This window comes from Aliivibrio sp. S3MY1 (assembly GCF_028765575.1).
Classification (GTDB): Bacteria; Pseudomonadota; Gammaproteobacteria; order Enterobacterales; family Vibrionaceae; genus Aliivibrio.
In genome coordinates this window covers 68,168-87,017 of record NZ_JARACO010000012.1, presented here as the reverse complement: position 1 = coordinate 87,017, position 18,850 = coordinate 68,168, and the positions used below count along the sequence as shown (strand labels likewise).

19 protein-coding genes and 1 other RNA gene are annotated in these 18,850 nt (G+C 38.8%); 12 read left to right on the top strand and 8 right to left on the bottom strand.

Annotated features, from left to right (window positions below):
* Positions 1–625 precede the first annotated feature (625 nt).
* The 4 genes from PVK62_RS09995 to PVK62_RS09980 all read left to right on the top strand — a co-directional run bounded on the left by PVK62_RS09995 (position 626) and on the right by PVK62_RS09980 (position 4,913).
* Positions 626–2,059, top strand: a complete 1,434-nt coding sequence (locus tag PVK62_RS09995; protein ID WP_274444120.1) for an alanine/glycine:cation symporter family protein — start codon at positions 626–628, stop codon at positions 2,057–2,059.
* A gap of 112 nt (positions 2,060–2,171) precedes the next feature.
* Positions 2,172–2,951: a peroxide stress protein YaaA gene (gene yaaA, locus PVK62_RS09990; protein WP_274444121.1), complete on the top strand. Its 780-nt coding sequence runs from the start codon at positions 2,172–2,174 to the stop codon at positions 2,949–2,951.
* A 256-nt stretch (positions 2,952–3,207) separates the two neighbouring features.
* Positions 3,208–4,068, top strand: a complete 861-nt coding sequence (gene mscS / locus PVK62_RS09985; protein WP_274444122.1) for a small-conductance mechanosensitive channel MscS — start codon at positions 3,208–3,210, stop codon at positions 4,066–4,068.
* 149 nt (positions 4,069–4,217) lie between these two features.
* The gene (locus tag PVK62_RS09980) at positions 4,218–4,913 is read left to right on the top strand and encodes an oxidative stress defense protein (RefSeq protein ID WP_274444123.1); all 696 of its coding nucleotides are present in this window, start codon (positions 4,218–4,220) and stop codon (positions 4,911–4,913) included.
* A 73-nt stretch (positions 4,914–4,986) separates the two neighbouring features.
* Here the strand turns inward: PVK62_RS09980 and serA are convergent, their stop codons facing one another.
* The 5 genes from serA to zapA form a co-directional block, all read right to left on the bottom strand.
* Positions 4,987–6,216, bottom strand: coding sequence for a phosphoglycerate dehydrogenase (gene serA / locus PVK62_RS09975; RefSeq protein WP_274444124.1), 1,230 nt, complete (start codon positions 6,214–6,216; stop codon positions 4,987–4,989).
* Positions 6,217–6,407: 191 nt separating this feature from the next.
* Positions 6,408–7,064, bottom strand: a complete 657-nt coding sequence (gene rpiA / locus PVK62_RS09970) for a ribose-5-phosphate isomerase RpiA (RefSeq protein WP_274444125.1) — start codon at positions 7,062–7,064, stop codon at positions 6,408–6,410.
* Positions 7,065–7,292: 228 nt separating this feature from the next.
* Positions 7,293–7,874 carry a 5-formyltetrahydrofolate cyclo-ligase gene (locus tag PVK62_RS09965; protein ID WP_274444126.1) on the bottom strand — a complete coding sequence of 194 codons (582 nt, stop codon included), beginning with the start codon at positions 7,872–7,874 and terminating at the stop codon, positions 7,293–7,295.
* Between the two features lies 1 nt (position 7,875).
* Positions 7,876–8,056: non-coding RNA, 6S RNA (gene ssrS / locus PVK62_RS09960), on the bottom strand.
* A 31-nt stretch (positions 8,057–8,087) separates the two neighbouring features.
* Positions 8,088–8,414, bottom strand: a complete 327-nt coding sequence (zapA, locus tag PVK62_RS09955) for a cell division protein ZapA (RefSeq protein ID WP_122036278.1) — start codon at positions 8,412–8,414, stop codon at positions 8,088–8,090.
* Positions 8,415–8,673: 259 nt separating this feature from the next.
* Here zapA and PVK62_RS09950 point away from each other — a divergent pair, with 259 nt between their 5' ends.
* From PVK62_RS09950 to PVK62_RS09940, 3 genes are read left to right on the top strand one after another with little or no spacing between them, the layout of a single operon-like run.
* Positions 8,674–9,243 (top strand): YecA/YgfB family protein, encoded by a 570-nt coding sequence (locus PVK62_RS09950; RefSeq protein WP_274444127.1) that lies wholly within the window; start codon positions 8,674–8,676, stop codon positions 9,241–9,243.
* Between the two features lie 11 nt (positions 9,244–9,254).
* The gene (ubiH, locus tag PVK62_RS09945; protein ID WP_274444128.1) at positions 9,255–10,442 is read left to right on the top strand and encodes a 2-octaprenyl-6-methoxyphenyl hydroxylase; all 1,188 of its coding nucleotides are present in this window, start codon (positions 9,255–9,257) and stop codon (positions 10,440–10,442) included.
* Between the two features lie 2 nt (positions 10,443–10,444).
* Positions 10,445–11,659 (top strand): FAD-dependent 2-octaprenylphenol hydroxylase, encoded by a 1,215-nt coding sequence (locus PVK62_RS09940; RefSeq protein ID WP_274444129.1) that lies wholly within the window; start codon positions 10,445–10,447, stop codon positions 11,657–11,659.
* Positions 11,660–11,731: 72 nt separating this feature from the next.
* On the opposite strand, the gene PVK62_RS09935 is transcribed toward PVK62_RS09940, so the two are convergent.
* Positions 11,732–11,935 carry a DUF1107 domain-containing protein gene (locus PVK62_RS09935; RefSeq protein ID WP_274444130.1) on the bottom strand — a complete coding sequence of 68 codons (204 nt, stop codon included), beginning with the start codon at positions 11,933–11,935 and terminating at the stop codon, positions 11,732–11,734.
* Positions 11,936–12,389: 454 nt separating this feature from the next.
* Positions 12,390–13,346, bottom strand: coding sequence for a tRNA-modifying protein YgfZ (ygfZ, locus tag PVK62_RS09930; RefSeq protein WP_274444131.1), 957 nt, complete (start codon positions 13,344–13,346; stop codon positions 12,390–12,392).
* Positions 13,347–13,527: 181 nt separating this feature from the next.
* Between ygfZ and PVK62_RS09925 the strand changes: the two genes are divergently transcribed.
* Entirely contained in the window at positions 13,528–13,788 is a 261-nt protein-coding gene (locus tag PVK62_RS09925) for an FAD assembly factor SdhE (protein WP_274444132.1), read from the top strand.
* Between the two features lie 405 nt (positions 13,789–14,193).
* Here the strand turns inward: PVK62_RS09925 and nadB are convergent, their stop codons facing one another.
* Positions 14,194–15,813 carry an L-aspartate oxidase gene (gene nadB, locus PVK62_RS09920; RefSeq protein ID WP_274444133.1) on the bottom strand — a complete coding sequence of 540 codons (1,620 nt, stop codon included), beginning with the start codon at positions 15,811–15,813 and terminating at the stop codon, positions 14,194–14,196.
* A 316-nt stretch (positions 15,814–16,129) separates the two neighbouring features.
* On the opposite strand from nadB, the gene rpoE reads away from it, so the two are divergent.
* From rpoE to PVK62_RS09900, 4 genes are read left to right on the top strand one after another with little or no spacing between them, the layout of a single operon-like run.
* Positions 16,130–16,708 (top strand): RNA polymerase sigma factor RpoE, encoded by a 579-nt coding sequence (gene rpoE / locus PVK62_RS09915; protein WP_274444197.1) that lies wholly within the window; start codon positions 16,130–16,132, stop codon positions 16,706–16,708.
* Between the two features lie 30 nt (positions 16,709–16,738).
* Positions 16,739–17,356: an RseA family anti-sigma factor gene (locus PVK62_RS09910; protein ID WP_274444134.1), complete on the top strand. Its 618-nt coding sequence runs from the start codon at positions 16,739–16,741 to the stop codon at positions 17,354–17,356.
* Positions 17,356–18,333 (top strand): sigma-E factor regulatory protein RseB, encoded by a 978-nt coding sequence (gene rseB, locus PVK62_RS09905; RefSeq protein WP_274444135.1) that lies wholly within the window; start codon positions 17,356–17,358, stop codon positions 18,331–18,333. Before PVK62_RS09910 ends, rseB begins: the two co-directional genes overlap by 1 nt.
* 5 nt (positions 18,334–18,338) lie before the next feature.
* On the top strand, positions 18,339–18,824 hold the full coding sequence (locus PVK62_RS09900; RefSeq protein WP_274444136.1) for a SoxR reducing system RseC family protein: 486 nt from the start codon (positions 18,339–18,341) through the stop codon (positions 18,822–18,824).
* Positions 18,825–18,850: the final 26 nt, after the last annotated feature.

Below are 18,850 nucleotides of genomic sequence, written 5' to 3'. Positions count from 1 at the left end.
AATTTTATGTGAGATGGTGATCACTAAAATGATCTTAATTTAGAATTATGAACTACAATTTGCCCCATCTTTATTATTTAGCTAGAAAAAATGGACGGCTTTTTTGTTTGATTTTTGTTAATCAATGGAGCTATTTATATCTATTCGTTATTTGGTTGTTTTATAAACTATTTTTAGCTGTGATGAATGACTAAGAAAAAATAAAGGGAGAAAATAAGCTTGATATCCTACTGTTTTCTATTATTCATGATTAGGGTTTTATCGGCTGAGATAAGGTTAATGACTATTTGTTGATATTTTTTTATTGATTTAAATGTCGGTAATGTGTTTTTTTTATGTTAGTCAAATAAGTGTTAAGTCTAAGGTTGTAGAAAAAGTGTCATAAGCTCAACGTCTGTTTTTTTATTGATTTTTTAGTAAATACTGAGCATCATTCAGCGCGCTAATCTTATTGGGTGAGTAAATATTTAGATTTACTGTAAATAAGTGAATAGAGTTGCAATGTATGACGGTAACTCTCCACTATACCCAAATAATTAATCGACAATAACAATGAAGATTAGTGGGAGCGCTTTATATTATAAGCGTATGCAATCATTACTATTAATGTAACTGAGAGGGAAATGTGACAAGTCTTATTAATTTACTGAATGACCTATTGTGGGGTTCGGTACTTGTATATCTATTAGTTGCCATTGGTATCTACTTTACTATTCGATTAGGTTTTATTCAGTTTCGCCATTTTGGTCATATGTTTTCGGTACTGAAAAACAGCAGAAAATCAGATCCATCAGGAATATCCTCATTTCAAGCGTTATGTACCAGTCTTGCCGCTCGTGTTGGTACTGGTAATATGGCAGGGGTTGCAGTTGCATTAACTGCTGGTGGTCCTGGTGCTATTTTTTGGATGTGGCTGATAGCAATGCTAGGTATGGCGACTGCCTTTGCTGAGAGTACATTAGCGCAGTTATATAAAACCAAAGATGATGAAGGGAACTACCGTGGTGGTCCTGCATATTATATGGAAAAAGGATTAGGGATGCGCTGGATGGGCGTATTGTTCTCTGTCTTTTTGATCATCGCTTTTGGTTTGGTATTTAACGCAGTACAAGCAAACTCTATTGTAGGAGCAATGCAAACCGCTTTTGGTTGGGAGCCTCTATATGTAGGTATCGTAATTGTAATTATCTCTGCGGTGGTTATTTTTGGTGGCTTCAGAACGATCGCTCGTACGGCAGAAATAGTCGTACCAGTAATGGCTCTTGCTTACTTAGCTATTGCTTTATTTATCATGGTTACCAATATAGAAAAACTACCGGGCGTGATTACCTTAATATTTAAGAGTGCCTTTGGTCTGCAAGAAGCGGCAGCTGGTGGTTTAGGTTATGCGATAGCCCAAGCGATGATTAATGGTATTAAGCGTGGTTTGTTCTCTAATGAAGCGGGTATGGGCTCTGCGCCAAACGCTGCTGCTTCAGCGACACCATACCCACCACACCCAGCATCTCAAGGTTATGTACAAATGCTAGGCGTATTTATGGATACTATTGTTATTTGTTCTTCAACGGTAGCTATTATCTTAATGTCTGGTGAGTACGTGCCGCATGGTGAAGTGACGGGGATTGAATTAACACAATTAGCATTGAGCAGCCAAGTGGGTCATTGGGGTGGTATTTTTGTAGCTGTAGCGATTTTCTTCTTTGCGTTTACTTCAATTATTGCTAATTATTCTTATGCAGAAACCAACTTGATTTTCCTAGAGCACAATCATAAGGCTGGTATCGGTATTTTCCGTGTCGTTGTATTGGGTATGGTAATGTTCGGTGCATTATCTTCATTACCGACAGTATGGGCCTTGGCGGATGTTTCAATGGGATTAATGGCAATAGTTAACTTAATTGCTATTTCTCTATTATCAGGTACCGTTATTAAGCTTGCGAAAGATTATAATAAGCAGCTGAGTGAGGGGAAAGTTCCTACGTTTGATAGTAAAGAGTATCCAGAACTGCATTCTCAGCTTGAAGAAGGCATTTGGGATAACACGAAAGAGCAAAAATAATCATTGCGTTCACCCATTGAATAAATAGATAAAGCCACGCAACCGAACGTGGCTTTTTTATACCTGAATAGTTACTATCTTAATATATAAAAATATATAGGATATCTTGCTCATGCTTATTGTCGTTTCTCCAGCTAAAACTCTTGATTATAAAACGCCACTACCAACTACAATTCATACTCAGCCTGATTTTATTACAGATTCAGCGGAGCTTATTGACGTTTGTAAGCAGTTAACGCCATTAGATATTTCGAGTTTAATGAAGGTGAGTGATAAGATTGCAAGCTTGAATGCCGTGCGATTTGAAGAGTGGACAACGAATGTCACTCAAAAAAATGCTCGTCAGGCTTTATTTGCTTTTAAAGGTGATGTGTATACCGGCCTAGACGCAAACAGCTTAACCAGTAGTGACATTGATTATGCTCAAACCCATTTACGTATGCTTTCAGGGTTATATGGTTTATTAAAGCCATTGGATCTGATGCAGCCTTATCGTTTAGAGATGGGAACCAAGCTTGCTAATAAGCGAGGAACAAACTTATACCAATTCTGGGGCAGTTCAATTACTCAAAAATTAAATCAAGTTATTGCAGAGCAAGGTGATGATATCTTGATTAACTTAGCATCAAATGAGTATTTTAAAGCGGTTAAACCAAAAGAGCTCACGGCTAAGGTGATAACACCTGTTTTCAAAGATTGTAAAAATGGACAATACAAAATCATTAGCTTTTATGCAAAAAAAGCCAGAGGTTTAATGGCTCGTTTTATGATTGAAAATAGAATATCAACGATAGAAGAACTAAAAAGTTTTACCGTTGATGGTTACTACTTTGTGGATGCAGAGTCATCAAGCAGCGAACTTGTATTCAAAAGAGAAGAGCAGAAGAAATAATAGTGGTTAGATAAATAAATGTATCTTTTATGTAATTAAATTGTGTTAGCAATTATTCTTATCTGATAGTATTGGGTAGGTTATTGTAATTAAGGTTGTTTTTCTTTTCTTATTGAAGATAATGAGAGCAAATACGTGTGTTTAAAAAAGGATTTTACATCAAGCTGACGCTCGGAGTGTTAGAATTGGTATAAATCGTCAACATAATGGCAATCATCTCAGTTTATGCTGAGAATAACTATAAAGGACAAAGCAAATGGCAGATCAAGGCGCTGTAACTGATTTAGCTACTAGTGGAGTAGCAAATTTAGAACATTGGCTAACAGATAATTCAGAATTATTTATCACTTATGGGGTAAATATTATTTCAGCACTCGCTATTCTTTTTATCGGTAATATTATCGTTAAGAAAATCGCAGGTGGTGTAGGCAAGGCTCTTGAGAAAAAGAAAATGGATAAAGCGGTTGTCGACTTTGTTCATACTCTAGTTCGTTACCTTCTATTCATTATCGTATTAATTGCAGCTTTAGGTAAAGTAGGCGTTCAAACGGCTTCTGTGGTTGCTGTTATTGGTGCCGCTGGTTTAGCGGTGGGGCTTGCACTTCAAGGTTCTTTATCAAACTTTGCAGCAGGTGTATTAATTGTTGCTTTCCGTCCATTTAAATCTGGCGATTACGTTGAAATTGGTGGTGTTGCAGGTTCTGTTGATTCAATTCAGATCTTCCAAACTATTCTAAATACTCCTGATAACAAAATGGTTGTCGTTCCAAATGGTGGTGTTATTGGTAGCCCAATCACAAACTACTCACGTCATGCGACTCGCCGTATAGATCATGTAATTGGTGTTTCTTACAGTGCAGATCTGAAGAAAACAAAAGAAGTGATCACTAAGGTACTTGAGTCAGACGAGCGAGTTCTAAAAACACCGGCACCAAAAGTAGGTGTTGTTGCTCTTGCTGATTCATCGGTAAACTTTGTTGTTCGCCCTTGGTGTAAAACTGAGCAATATTGGGATGTTTACTTTGATACGCTTCAAGCGATTAAAGAAGGTCTGGATAACGAAGGTATCGAGATCCCATTCCCACAAATGGATGTTCATTTAAATAAAGTGGATTAAGTTTTATTTAAATCAAAACATGAAATGCTGCCCTCGGGTAGCATTTTTTTTGCTAGGTATTTAATGCATATCAATATATAAAGTACCTAAGGGAATTATTTATAACAACGACAGTCATAACTATATGATGTCACTTTGAGAAATTTAAAATGAAAAAAATAATCAGCGCTTTATGTTTATCGGCTTGTTTAACTCCGGCTGCTTTTGCGTCATCACCTGATTTCCCTCATCTTGAAGTGTCGGGAAAAGGTGAGGTATTTGTTGTTCCTGATATGGCTCAGTTTTCCGTTGATGTCGTTGAAAGTAAAGCAACGGCAGAGAAAGCGAAACAAGCAACAGATAAAGCAGTGACTAGTTTTCTGGCTCGTTTAGAAGTTCAAGGCGTTAAGCGTGAAAATATTAACAGTGGCAATATTCGTTTAACGCCAGAGTATCGTTATCCAAAAGGAAAAAAGCCAGAGCTTGTAGGGTATAAAGCGATTCGCAATATTACGGTTACGGTTATGGATTTAAATAAGTTAAATAGCTATCTAGACAAAGCCCTAGGTGATGGTATTAATCGCATTAACCAGATTGAGCTACAAACCAGTAAAGAAAAAGAATACATTGAAGCGGCGCGCTTAGAGGCGATTAAAGATGCCAATGAAAAAGCCAATTCATTAGCAAAAGGGTTTGGAACGCAGGTTAAAGGTGTTTGGAAAGTCTCTTATCATAATAACTACAGCCAACCTATTATGATGAAAAGTATGAGAATGGATGCGGCATCTAATGTGGCTGAAAGTTATCAAGACAGTCAAATGGTCATTTCTGATTCGGTATCAGTTGTTTATCGTCTTGAAGATTAAAGAGATATAGTGACAGAAAAAGGGTTACCGTAATGGTAACCCTTTTTATATCAAAAATAATAAACCCGGTTAATTAGTGCAGGATGCGAGCTCGGATTGTGCCTTCTATTGCTTTTAGTTGAACTAGAGCTTCTTCTGAACGAGCCGTTTCAACATCAATGACTACATAACCCATCTCAGCAGAGGTTTGTAAATATTGTGCTGCAATGTTAATGCCTTCATCAGCAAAAATACGGTTAATGCTTGTTAGAATACCAGGGCGGTTTTCATGAATATGAAGTAGACGTGAGGTATCTGTATGCAATGGAAGAGAGACTTCAGGAAAGTTAACTGATGATAAAGTTGAACCGTTATCTGAGTATTTTGTTAATTTGCCAGCAACTTCAACACCGATATTTTCTTGAGCTTCTTGAGTTGAACCACCAACATGCGGTGTAAGAATAACATTATCAAACTTCTGCAATGGAGACTCAAATGGTTCCGCATTTGTTTTTGGCTCTGTAGGGAATACATCGATAGCTGCGCCTCCTAAATGCCCAGATTCAAGAGCGTCACATAAATCAGGGATCTTCACTACCGTGCCACGAGCGGCATTAATAAAGATAGCACCAGGCTTCATACGAGCAAACTCCTCAGCGCCCATCATGTCTTTTGTGCCAGCGGTTTCTGGTACGTGAAGAGAGATAACATCACACTTATTTAGTAATTCACTCATGGTTTGGATTTGAGTAGCATTACCTAGAGATAATTTGTTTTCAATATCATAGTAATAAACACGCATACCTAGGTTTTCAGCTAAGATCCCCAATTGTGTGCCGATATGTCCATAACCTACAATACCCAAACGTTTGCCTCTCGCCTCAAAAGAAGAGTCAGCGCTTTTTTTCCAAACACCACGGTGAGCTTGTGCATTTTTTTCAGGGATGCCTCGAAGTAGTAATAAAATTTGTCCTAGTACTAATTCAGCGACACTACGTGTGTTTGAGAATGGGGCGTTAAAGACAGGAATACCGCGTCTTGCTGCTGCGGTTAAGTCAACTTGGTTTGTACCAATACAGAAACAACCAACAGCCACTAATTTGTTTGCAGCATCGAATACTTCTTGAGTTAATTGAGTGCGTGAGCGTAAACCGATGAAGTGAACATCTTTTACTGCTTCAAGAAGTTCTTCTTCTGACAATGAACCTTTGTGGTATTCAATATTGGTATAGCCATCAGCTTGGAAGACTTCAACACAAGATGGGTGCAATCCTTCTAAAAGAAGAACTTTAATTTTTTCTTTTTCCAGAGATACTTTTGCCATGGTGTTCTTATCCTTAAAAACAAATTTAAATGGAGAGTTTATGTTCAATGATTATAAAGTATCAAAAAATAATCAGTTTGGGTAAGAAAATTACGGAATAGTTAATAAAAAACGGTGCTAATGAGCACCGTTTGTAATCAAATGACATTTTTATCTCTCAATAATAAGAGATAAGAAAGGAGATTTATGTCTTAATCGAATTTTTTCACACCGTCAGGTGAACCAACTAGAAGTACGTCTGCGCCACGGTGAGCGAATAAACCGACAGTGACAACACCTGCAAGGCTATTGATTTTATCTTCTAATTCTTTAGCGTTAGTGATCTGCATATTATGAACGTCTAAGATCATATTGCCATTATCGGTGATTACGCCTTCACGGTATGCAGGATCCCCCCCAAGCTTAACTAGTTCACGAGCTACATAAGAGCGAGCCATTGGGATAACTTCAACTGGCAGAGGGAATTGACCGAGTACGTCGACTTGTTTCGTATCATCAACAATACAAATGAATTTTTCAGAAATAGCAGCAACGATTTTTTCACGAGTAAGAGCTGCGCCACCGCCTTTAATCATTTCGTTTTTAGCGTTGATTTCATCTGCGCCATCAACATAAACATCAAGACTGAAAACATCATTACACTCGAAAACGGGAATACCTAACTCTTTCAGCTTTTCAGTTGATGCGACAGAGCTTGATACTGCACCTTTAATTTCTTTTTTCATGGTCGCAAGTGCGTCGATGAAATGATTTACAGTTGATCCTGTACCAACACCAACAATGCTACCAGCTTGTACGTATTCTAACGCTGCCCAACCGGCTGCTTTTTTCATCTCGTCTTGAGTCATGACATTCTCCTAATGAAATAATAGTGTTTATACCAATTTAACTAAGCCGTTGATTAAAGGTTTAGTTAAATTGGCATTAAATGGAATCGGCGTGATTATAACGCACTGTTTTTTCTTCGTCAGGAAAAAGAAGTCAATAAACGGAGAAAACAGAGAATAAATGCAAACGTTTTCGTTGCTGGTTGATTTGACTGTAATATCGAGAATGGGAGGGGGGTAATTAGATCCTTACCAATGCCAGATCTGTTTTGGTGTAATTATCCGTGGTAGAGGAACATCCCAAGATTCAATGGGTAATACATCAACTTGCTGGCAAGCATGAGCAATACCAATAGGCATTGGCCCTGTTTGATTTTGCGCCCAATTAACAAGAGTGCGATCGTAATAGCCTCCTCCCATGCCTAAGCGATTACCCAAATGGTCAAAAGCCACAAGCGGCGTGATGATCACATCTAACCGGTTGACTGGAACGACCTGAGTTTTATTTAGTTTAGGTTCTAAAATTTGGTATTTATTTAAAATAAGAGGGGTGTCTTTGGTATATTCAAGAAACAGTAAATGCCCTTTACAAAAAGGGTGGATCACCGGCAGAGTGACGGATTTACCTTGTTTCCAGAGCCAGTCAATGAGAAGTGAGGTATTGATTTCACCATCAACAGAGAGATAAATAGCGACCGATTTGGCTTTTTGAATATAAGGATCATTAGCGCACTGTAAGACAAGGTCTGTGGCTGCTTGATGTTGTTCTTGAGGAGTTAATGAATTACGAGTGTGGCGAATGGATTGTCGAATGTGTCGACGAGATGTCATGGAATACCCCAAAGTGCCGTAGTGGTCGTAGCCCTTGAACCCTAGGTTCAAGGCGGATCAGCAAAATTTACCGTAGGCTTCTCAGTACAAGCCGAGCATGCTCAATAGTAAATAAATACTAACCCTAATTTGTGCTTATCGGCTCAGGGACATAGATCCGCCTACAAACACTCCAGGGTAAATTTTATTCTTTTGCTATCCTTAGCGAGAGCTCTATTCTGCCGTATTTTCTTCTATTTGGCTAGGCTTTACGGTAGAAATTGCCGCTTCTAATGCGTTAGCAAGTAATCCCATTCGCTCATAAACATCTGAAGAATGCTTATTTGCTTCTTTTTTCGCCATATGCAGTTCATAGCAGATATTTAACGAGGTAATAGTTAATAGTTGCTCTGTATTGGTTACTTTCGTTCGTTCAGATAATTCATTTACACGGTTATCTAAATCTTTAGCGGCCTCTTTTAATGCAGCTTCTTGGCCAGCAGGGCAGTTAACCTTGATGGCTCGTCCTAAAATTTGGACTTGCACGGCTTGGCTTGTCATCACAATACATTACTCATCGTTAAACTATGGGATTACACTGATAGGAAAGCATCCTCAGTGATAAGTAAATGAAACTATAAGAAATGCAGTAATAAGATTCAAGCATTTCCCTTATCTTTGTTGATAGTGGTTAACTATATTCTTAATAAAACAACAATATGATGAAAAGATACGCAATTGCGAGAGATAGTGAGTTTTCTGAGTATGCTCAAAGTGGTAGCATTGCGCTATCAATTATAAATACAGAGATCGTCTAATTATGAGCGAAATTAAAATACCTGAATTCCTGGCTGTAGAGTCAGTTCTAAAAGACAGCGGACTGGCTGTTACGCCATCAGAATTACATGGCTTACTGACAGGAATGATCAGCGGTGGATTATCGTTAGACGATCAAAGCTGGAAACCGCTCATTTATGACTACACTAACGATGGGATGGGATGGCCAGACAGTGCTATTCAAGTTGGTACTCAGGCTTTCCAATCAACAGTGGAAGAACTGATGTCGGAAAAAATAGCGTTATCACTATTAATTCCTGATGAAAAAGAAACGCTAATGAATCGCGCAGATGGGTTAAGTGAGTGGGTTAATCACTTCATTTCAGGGCTTGGGTTAGTCGGTCTAAAAATGGATAACGCCTCTGATTCACTTAAAGAAGCCCTTTTAGATTTAGAAGAGATTGCACGCTTAGGTATTGATGAAGATGATGATCTTGAAGAGCAAGAAAACTTATTTGAACAAGTATTAGAGCATGTTCGTATTTGTGTATTAACCATTCATGCCGAGTTAGGGCAGAAAGTACATAAAGACGCATCGAAAACAGTACATTAATGGGTAATGCTATGACACATTATGATGTAGTGATCGTGGGTGGAGCAATGGCTGGGGCAACTTTGGCTTTAGCTTTGGAAAAAATGAATCAAGAGACATTATCGATAGCGGTAATTGAAGCGTTAGAGCCAAACTTGGATCAACATCCAGGTTATGACTCAAGAAGTATTGCCTTATCAAATGGCACTGCTCAATTATTACAAGATATTGGTCTTTGGTCAGAGATGGAATCATTTTCAACGGCCATTCATCATATTCATGTGTCAGATCGGCAGCATATGGGATTAACAGAATTAACCTCTAAAGAGCTTAATGTTGATGGTCTAGGCTATGTTGTTGAGTTAGCTGATGTTGGTCGTTTTTATCATCAAAAATTAGCCAGTTCTAAAAATATTGAGCTGCTTTGTCCAGCCTCCGTCGTTCATATCGAACGCGAAATAGCAGTATCTACCTTAACGTTATCTACGGGCGAGGTGATTTCTACATCATTAGTGATTGCGGCTGATGGCGCGGAATCTAAAACGTGTAAGAGTATGAATATTGAGAGTCAGAATGATGATTTTCAGCAAGTTGCGATTATTGCAAATATCACGACCAATATTCATCCTCAAGGTAAAGCATTTGAACGTTTTACTGAGCACGGGCCATTAGCTTTACTTCCTATGTCCAAAGGACGCAGCTCTTTAGTTTGGTGCGTAAGCCCTGAAGAGTCACAACAGATACTAGCTTATGATGATGCTGTGTTTTTAGAGCATCTGCAGCGTGCTTTTGGATGGCGTTTAGGTCAGTTGATTAAAGCAGGTAAGCGTGCTCATTACCCACTATGGTTACGTCGTCAAACGCAGCATGTATCGCATCGTTTTGCTGCCGTAGGTAATGCCGCTCAAACGCTTCACCCGATTGCGGGACAAGGTTTTAATCTGGGCATTAGAGATGTTTTTTCTTTAGCTGAATGTATCTCTCAAGCCAATCAGTTAGGTCGTGATGTTGGTGAATATGCTGTACTTTCAGCGTATCAAAAACGTCGCCAACCTGATCAGCAACAAACAATAGGCATGACAGCGGGGCTGATCTCTATTTTTGCAAATAATGCGTTTCCCATGATTATAGGAAGAAATGTAAGTTTGTGTGCTGTTGATACTTTCCGTGCTTTTTTAAAGCCCTTAACATTACGAGCTATGGGCAGAGTGAATAGATAATTATGATGCAAAGTGTAGATATTGCGATTATTGGTGGTGGCATGGTTGGTTTGACTGTTGCTGCTGCATTAGAAAATAGTGGATTACGAATCGCCATCATTGAAAGTAAATTACCTGACACTGAGTTGGCCAATTTACCGGATGTGCGAGTTTCTGCGATTAGCCGAGCAAGTGAAAATATTTTAGAGCATGTTGGCGCATGGCAAGGGATTGTTGCTCGAAGAGCTTCTCCTTATTCTTCAATGAAGGTATGGGAACAAGACAGTTTTGCTCGTATTGAATTTGAAGCAGAGCAGATAGCTCAGCGTAATTTAGGACATATTGTTGAAAATCGAGTTATTCAACTTTCACTACTTGAGAAAGTCTCAAAACAAGAAAACGTAACGCTATTAGCACCAGAGCGTTGCCATAATATTATGTTTGGTGAAAGCGAAGCGTGGCTTAATTTAGAATCAGGGAAAGCGGTTACCGCTAAGCTTGTTGTTGGTGCTGATGGTGCTAATTCATGGCTACGCCAGCAGGTTGATATCCCTCTGACTCATTGGGATTACGGGCACAGTGCGTTAGTTGCCAATATTAGAACCGTAGAGTCTCATGATAAAACAGCCCGCCAAATATTTAGACCGGAAGGACCATTAGCTTTCCTTCCATTAGGTGAAGATAATTTAAACTCAATAGTCTGGTCATTAGATCCTCTTCATGCAGAGAATTTAGTTTCAATGCCAGAAGAAGAGTTTAATAAACAGTTAACCGCCGCATTTGATAATCAATTAGGTTTATGTAAAGTTGAAGGTGAGCGACAAGCATTTCCTTTAAAAATGCGCTATGCCAAAGATTTCGTTAAAGAGCGCGTTGTACTTGTTGGTGATGCGGCGCACACCATTCATCCATTAGCTGGGCAAGGTGTGAATCTAGGTTTAGCGGATGCTGCAGCGTTGGCTGAGACTATTAATGAGTTGCATCAAGAAGGCAAAGATATCGGGCTAAAAACGAATCTACGTCCTTTTGAACGTTGGAGAAAAACAGAAGCGGCACAGATGATTGCCTCAATGCAGGGATTTAAAGAATTGTTTTCAGGTTCTAATCCGATTAAAAAGTTAGTTAGAGGGATCGGTATGTATCTGACGAATGAAGTCACCCCTGTTAAAGATGAATGCTTAAAACGAGCATTAGGAGTATCTGGCCGATTACCAAAAATAGCTCAGAATAAAGCATAATTTACATTGTTATAGATATAAAAAAGGTAGCGTTAGCTACCTTTTTTATTTGTATCGATTTTACATATGGGTCTAGTAAGAAAGTCGTAATCGAGCTACTTCCAAGTTAATCTCTTTTATCATTCGATAGTGTTCACGTTCCGCTTGAGAAGGGATAATTAATTTCCCCGCCTCAAATCTAAACTCTCCAATACCATGAATATGAATCTTTCCGTTAAATAGTCGACTGATATGTTTAGCAATCATGCTTGGTGCATAGTGCTTAAAAAACCGCATCACATTATCCTTTAGTGATTAATACAACAAAGCGCTTTATGTGCTTTTGCAATAGTATAAATCAGAACAGATGAAGGTTGTGTTACAAATGTAGGATAGGGTGATGATGAAGTCAGTTTTTGTATTTTTATGTTCTTAAATTTGATCTTTATCTAATATTAAATACTACCCATTAACGGATTAAGATAAAAAAAAGCCCGAATAAATTCGGGCAAACAGTCACAGATGCATTTCCAACATATAGATATATTGGAATAAATTGTTTGGAGTTAAACAATTTATGCGTTCTTTTGTAAAAAGAACACAGTAAAGATAGCTAAAGAACAATTAACTTGCTACTTATTCATAAAAAATAAATAACAATGCATGTTTATTGGCTGAGATCTGCGTTTAAGATCAATAATAAAATGCAATAGTGCAAATTAATCTTATTTTTGATACGAAAATAATCGTTTTATTCGTCATCAAGAGAGTATGGAAGGGACATTTTCTCCCAAATAGACTCTTGAAGCTTGAATTGAGTATCGTCATCAAGATCATTTGGAAGAATAGCTAAGGCAAGGGTATAACCATCTTCGTGACGGAAAGCAGAAACAATCGTTCCGCCTTTACGCCAGTTGTCACCCACACTACGCTCAATGGCATCACCAGCAACTGGAACTTGTTCTGATTGACCTGAAACAAGATACATTGCTCGTTTATTTATACCTCGATACTTAGCTCTTGCGACTGTTTCTTGACCGGTGTAACAGCCTTTTTTAAAGCTAATTCCACCAATAGCCTGTAAGTTCATTGCTTGAGGAATATGCTCATTAACGAGTGCCTTATCAAGCAGAGGAAGAGCTTGTTGAATGGTATAAAGCTCCCACAATGATTCATCACATAAGGTGGCTTGAGTTAATGATGATAGCAGGGCTTCTTTATGTTCATTTGTTGTTACTAATAACCATTGTGACTCACCTGTTTTCGCAAAAGTACCAAATAGAGAAGTACGAACAGAGCTCTGTGAATCTGTATTTTTATTAATCCAGTCTTCTGCTTCTTGTCCAGTAAAGCCAAGTAATACATCGTCAGATACCGCGATATCAACTTTAGAGAATACTGAATATTTTTTGATTTCAGTTAATTCAGTTTCAATTGCACTTTTACGTTGAAATAAGGCATAACCTTCGTTGTGATGGAAAAGTTGAAAGATACTCCATAACTTACCTTTAGCATCACAGTGGCCACCAAACGTTATCTCATCTTGAGCTAACGCCACGACATCACAAGTAATTTGGCCATGTAGATAGGATTTTTTATCGTTACCCACCATGGTAATTAATGCCCAATTATTCAATTCTGAAATAGCAAAGCTTGGTAAGGTAGCGTCTTTTTTAATGGATAATACAGGGAATAAAGTGCTCATCATTACATTCTTATTTGGTTAGGTTATTTCCCTTATAGTAAATGTCTGCATTTTAAATGTCAGTAAAAAGAAACAAGTAGTTTTATGTCTCATCTTCTTCATCTTGTGACTTTAGATCATGGTTGTCGTAGAAAGAGACTGGTAGACTCCAGTGAGTTATTTCTATTTTTAAACTAGGTACAGTATGTATAGTGTCGAAGAGAAAGCACGAGTAAAGTGGGCTTGCCGTCGTGGAATGCTGGAATTAGATGTGGTAGTGATGCCATTTTTTGACGAATGTTTTGAGGAGCTAACAGAAGCTGAACAGCAACACTTTGTTTCATTATTAGAGTGTGATGATCCTGATTTATTTACATGGATCATGGGGCACGGACGCAGCGATAATCTTGCTCATGCATCTATGATTGATAAGATCGTTGAGCATAACCTCAGTAAGCTCCGTTAAGGTCACTCTTAACTTTTCATCTATCGCCTACCTTACATTGCATGGTTGTTATTTTTGCATCGGGTGGGTGATGGTATTGATGGATGTCATTCTGTTTCCTTTGATCCCCCTTCTGTTTTATTTTATACATCAACATATCACTTCTATTTACCATCAATTACTAGAACGACAAGGCCATTATACGTTTGTAAGAAAGCCTTCTGATGATCATCGAGATTGGATTGTTACGCGTGTTTTTTGGGTGAGTAAAAATATAATCATTATTCATGCGCATAATGATTATGTAGGGCAGTATTTTTATCTATTTCAGGATTCGATGGGGATAAATGAACAGCATCAGTTCAGTGTGCTTTTAAGATAGACCACACCCTAGCAATACGTAGAGTGTGGTATTTAAAGAGATGATTAGTTGAAGCTTTTAGGCGTTAGAATGGTAGGACCTGATTCTTCAAGTGCTTCAGGGTAATCTAGCGTGTAATGTAAACCACAGCTTTCTTTACGCTCCATCGCGCAGCGTACCATTAATTCAGACACATCAAGCAGATTTCGCAATTCGATCAAGTTATTAGACACGCGGAAATTACTATAGTAATCATGGGTTTCTTGCTTCAATAATTGAATACGACGAAGAGCGCGCTCTAAACGTTTATCAGTACGAACAATTCCCATGTAATCCCACATAAATAAACGCAATTCATGCCAGTTGTGTTGAATCACAACTTCTTCATCAGAGCATTCAACCTGGCTTTCATCCCACGCAGGCAATGATGGCGGAAGCTCTCGGTTATTGATGTCTTTAATAATATTTTCTGCAGCAGACCATGCATAAACAACGCACTCTAACAGAGAGTTCGACGCTAAACGGTTTGCGCCATGAAGGCCTGTATAACTCACCTCACCAATCGCAAATAAACCATCAATATCTGTTTGGCCTTGTTTATCAACCATAACACCACCGCAGGTATAGTGAGCCGCAGGTACGATTGGGATAGGCTCTTTAGTCATATCAATACCAAATGAAAGCAGTTTTTCATTAATGGTAGGGAAGTGGTGGTGAATAAAGTCTTCTGGTTTATGGCTAATGTCTAAGTACATGCAATCAGCACCTAAACGTTTCATTTCAAAGTCGATAGCACGAGCCACGACATCACGAGGAGCAAGCTCACCACGCTCATCAAAGTCAGGCATAAAACGCGTACCATCTGGACGACGTAGATAAGCGCCTTCACCGCGAAGTGCTTCTGTCATTAGGAAATTGCGAGCATCTGGATGGAATAGGCACGTAGGGTGAAATTGGTTGAACTCTAAGTTTGCTACACGACAACCTGCACGCCAAGCCATCGCAATCCCATCTCCTGAAGAGACATCAGGATTAGAAGTGTACTGGTAAACTTTAGAAGCGCCGCCTGTTGCTAAAACCACAAATTTAGCGCGAACGGTTTCCACATGCTCAGCATCACGGTTCCAAATATAAGCACCAACAACTTTATCAGCTTCTCCGCCGATTTTATCTTCAGTGATTAAATCCAGCGCATTATGACGCTCAAATATGGTGATGTTAGGATGATTAAGGACGTTATTTTGCAGCGAGTTTTGCATCGCTTTACCCGTAGCATCAGCGGCATGCAAAATACGGCGGTGACTGTGACCACCTTCGCGAGTTAAGTGAAATTTTGGGTCGGTAATATCCGTTTCTTTTTCATCATCATGATCAAAAGGAACACCACCATCGATCAACCATTGAACGCAGTGCTTCGCATTTTCAGCAATAAAAGTAACAACATCTTTATCGCAAATATGAGCGCCAGCAATAAGGGTGTCATCTACATGAGACTCTACGGTATCACTTTCATCAAATACGGCAGCGATGCCACCCTGAGCGTAGTAGGTAGAGCCTTCATTTCGAGGGCCTTTACTTAAAACGATCACCTTTCCATGTGGTGCGACTCTAAGTGCAAGTGAAAGACCAGCAGCACCACTGCCTATGACTAAAACGTCGCAACTGTGTTCATTGGTTATGTTCATATATTCATCATTTTCCTGTGATAATCCGATCATTTTATCAGAATCTAGACAATAGCGTCATATTTTGAGGTGGAATCTTAAATATCAAGAATAAAAAATAGAAAGTGAGAGGTTAAAACGAGGTAAAAATATCCTTAAATCAATCATTGAACTATTAAATTGATAAAAAAATGTAATAATAAAGGAACTTTCTAAAGATTAGAAACTCATACATAGTGCTCAAGTTAATCGTGGTATAGCTGATTTACTGTCAGTTATTTGCGTAATCTAAACTTTATGCGCATCTAAGAAGAATAACATGGGAGTACCCGCTCCAATGAGTGAGCAGTTAACAGATCAAGTTTTAATTGAGCGTGTTCAGCGTGGTGATAAGCAAGCCTTTAATCATTTGGTAATTAAATACCAAAACAAAGTATGTAGTCTTGTTGCTCGTTATGTAAAAAACAGTGGTGATGTACCTGATGTCGCACAAGAGGCGTTTATTAAAGCGTATCGTGCGTTACCGACTTTTCGTGGTGACAGTGCTTTTTACACCTGGTTGTATCGCATCGCAGTGAATACAGCAAAGAACTACCTTGTTGCTCAAGGACGCAGACCACCAGCATCGGATGTTGATGCTGAAGACGCTGAATATTATGAAGGAGCTAGTGCCTTAAAAGAGGTGACTAATCCAGAAAATTTATCATTAACTGAAGAATTACGACAAATTGTATTTTCGACAATTGATGGTTTACCTGAAGATTTAAAAACAGCAATTACACTGCGAGAGCTGGAAGGCTTAAGTTATGAAGATATTGCTGCTGTAATGGAGTGTCCGGTTGGTACGGTTCGTTCACGTATTTTCCGAGCTCGTGAAGTTGTTGAGAAAAAGATCCAACCGCTGATGCAGCGTTAATTATTTTCCAACGGTCAAACGGTGAAGACAATGACTGATAAAGAAAAAATTTCTGCGTTTATTGATAATGAAGAGATGGACAATGCGTTCATTGAATCATTATCGCGTGAAGAAAATACAGAAACCTGGAAACATTACCATCTAATTGGTGATGTGATGAGAGGCGAAGCTCCAAAAACTAAAGCGTGGGATATTTCAGCTAGTGTTGCGCTTGCGCTTGAGGATGAACCCGTTCATCAAATGAATGATACGGTGACGGACTTTATGCCTTCGCAGCCGGCACCTAATGAGGCAAAGAAAACATTGCCAAGTTGGTTAACACAGTTTAGCCAAGTTGCGATGGCGGCATGTTTTTCATTGGTCGTTATTGTTGGTGTACAGCAATATAATGGGGCAGATCCGAGTATTATTCCATCAAGTGGAGATATACAGGTTCTTGACACTATCCCATTTAGTGGAACGGCTGAGCCTGTAAGCTTAACTCGAGATTCTTTGGTTAAGAAAACATCAACAGAGGCGGATATTATGGAGCAACGTAAACGTATTAATGCGATGCTGCAAGATTATGAATTACAACTTCGTCTAAATGCTCACGATGGTTCTATTGACCGTAATTTATTAGAGACAAATATAACATTGGCAGAATAATGAAACATATCCTGATCAGCTTTATCGCTTTGATCAGCTTCTTTCCAATAACAGCCTCAGCCGAAGAAACGCCTTCTGCTGAGGCTTTGTTGCATCAAATGGGAGAGGCGAGTCATAAGTTAAACTATGAACTTTCTTATATTCTAGTTAAGAAAAATAGCATTGAACCTTATATGTATCGCCATTCTCATACTGAAAAGATGACGTTATCTCATTTGGTTTATTTAAGTGGTTCGATGCGTGAAGTGATTCGCCGTAATGATGAGATTTCTTATTTAGAGCAAGGCAGTAAACCTTTTTCAATCCAATCAGAGTCCATTGTTGCTCCAATTATTCCTTTGTTACATAAGGATATTGTTCCTCTTAATCAATATTATGATTTTGTATCAATGGGAAGGGCAAGGGAGGCGGGTTCACCTGCGCAAGTGATTCGAATCGTGTCAAAGGACGGAACACGTTACTCGTATATTGTATGGATTGACGAGCGTAGTCAATTACCATTACGCACTGACTTGGTAAGCCGTGATGGGGACATCATTGAGCAATACCGCGTAGTATCATATACCGTCAATGATCAAATTTCAGATTATATGAAGCAACGTTTAGGTGATGTTGAGTTACCTAAAATTGTATCGCCATTACCGACAACGCAAGACCAAGCGATGTGGAGTGTCCGTTGGGTGCCAAATGGCTTTAAAGAAAGCGATTTTAAACGCTATCGTTTGGCTATGAATCAACGTTCAGTTGAGAGCCAAATGTATTCTGATGGTTTATTTAATTTTTCGGTCTATATTTCAGAAGCAGATAAACTTAGCCATAAAGAGCAATCGATTCAACAAGGTCGACGTTCGTTATATAGCTATGTTCAAGGGGACTATGAGATTAGTGTCGTTGGAGATATTCCTGAGGTAACGGCAAAGCGTATTGCTAAATCCATTATATTTAGTGCATCAGAAACAGATCGTGAGGCGAAGTAATTATAATGATGACTGCATTAGCAACGGTACTTGAAATCCAAGATAATATAGTCGTTGTCGGCTGCCAGCAGAAGAGTAGCTGTAATCATTGTTCCTCTAAAGATTCTTGTGGTACTGGCATTGTATCAAAAGTGCTTCCGGGAAAAGTTCATCATTGGGCTTTTCATACAGATAAGAAACTGACAGTAGGGCAAATGGTTGAGATCGGATTGCCAGAAAAGAATTTACTGCAATCTGCCACTATTGTTTATTTGGTACCATTATTTTTTCTTCTGTTTGGTGCTCTATTTTCGGAGTGGTTACTCTCTCCATTAATAGGTATTGGTGAAATTACGACTATTGCCGTATCTGCACTTTCAGCGTGGGGAGGATATTTTATTGCGAAACGCCTTTCTCATCGGATTGAACAGAACACAGAACAACAAGTTAGCCTAGTTCGTATCCTTGGCGAGCCTATTTCTGACACTATCTCAGTAAATGCTGCAGGATAAGATAGCGACTTGCGATGAAATTGGGT

Bases quoted from the DNA above. Each gene is read 5' to 3' on its own strand.
- mscS (WP_274444122.1), top strand. From the start codon at position 3,208: ATGGCAGATCAAGGCGCTGTAACTGATTTAGCTACTAGTGGAGTAGCA.
- PVK62_RS09940 (WP_274444129.1), top strand. From the start codon at position 10,445: ATGATGCAAAGTGTAGATATTGCGATTATTGGTGGTGGCATGGTTGGT.
- nadB (WP_274444133.1), bottom strand. From the start codon at position 15,813: ATGAACATAACCAATGAACACAGTTGCGACGTTTTAGTCATAGGCAGT.
- rpoE (WP_274444197.1), top strand. From the start codon at position 16,130: ATGAGTGAGCAGTTAACAGATCAAGTTTTAATTGAGCGTGTTCAGCGT.
- PVK62_RS09925 (WP_274444132.1), top strand. From the start codon at position 13,528: ATGTATAGTGTCGAAGAGAAAGCACGAGTAAAGTGGGCTTGCCGTCGT.
- PVK62_RS09980 (WP_274444123.1), top strand. From the start codon at position 4,218: ATGAAAAAAATAATCAGCGCTTTATGTTTATCGGCTTGTTTAACTCCG.
- zapA (WP_122036278.1), bottom strand. From the start codon at position 8,414: ATGACAAGCCAAGCCGTGCAAGTCCAAATTTTAGGACGAGCCATCAAG.
- yaaA (WP_274444121.1), top strand. From the start codon at position 2,172: ATGCTTATTGTCGTTTCTCCAGCTAAAACTCTTGATTATAAAACGCCA.
- rpiA (WP_274444125.1), bottom strand. From the start codon at position 7,064: ATGACTCAAGACGAGATGAAAAAAGCAGCCGGTTGGGCAGCGTTAGAA.
- rseB (WP_274444135.1), top strand. From the start codon at position 17,356: ATGAAACATATCCTGATCAGCTTTATCGCTTTGATCAGCTTCTTTCCA.
- PVK62_RS09965 (WP_274444126.1), bottom strand. From the start codon at position 7,874: ATGACATCTCGTCGACACATTCGACAATCCATTCGCCACACTCGTAAT.
- PVK62_RS09935 (WP_274444130.1), bottom strand. From the start codon at position 11,935: ATGCGGTTTTTTAAGCACTATGCACCAAGCATGATTGCTAAACATATC.
- ubiH (WP_274444128.1), top strand. From the start codon at position 9,255: ATGACACATTATGATGTAGTGATCGTGGGTGGAGCAATGGCTGGGGCA.
- ygfZ (WP_274444131.1), bottom strand. From the start codon at position 13,346: ATGATGAGCACTTTATTCCCTGTATTATCCATTAAAAAAGACGCTACC.
- serA (WP_274444124.1), bottom strand. From the start codon at position 6,216: ATGGCAAAAGTATCTCTGGAAAAAGAAAAAATTAAAGTTCTTCTTTTA.
- PVK62_RS09950 (WP_274444127.1), top strand. From the start codon at position 8,674: ATGAGCGAAATTAAAATACCTGAATTCCTGGCTGTAGAGTCAGTTCTA.
- PVK62_RS09900 (WP_274444136.1), top strand. From the start codon at position 18,339: ATGATGACTGCATTAGCAACGGTACTTGAAATCCAAGATAATATAGTC.
- PVK62_RS09910 (WP_274444134.1), top strand. From the start codon at position 16,739: ATGACTGATAAAGAAAAAATTTCTGCGTTTATTGATAATGAAGAGATG.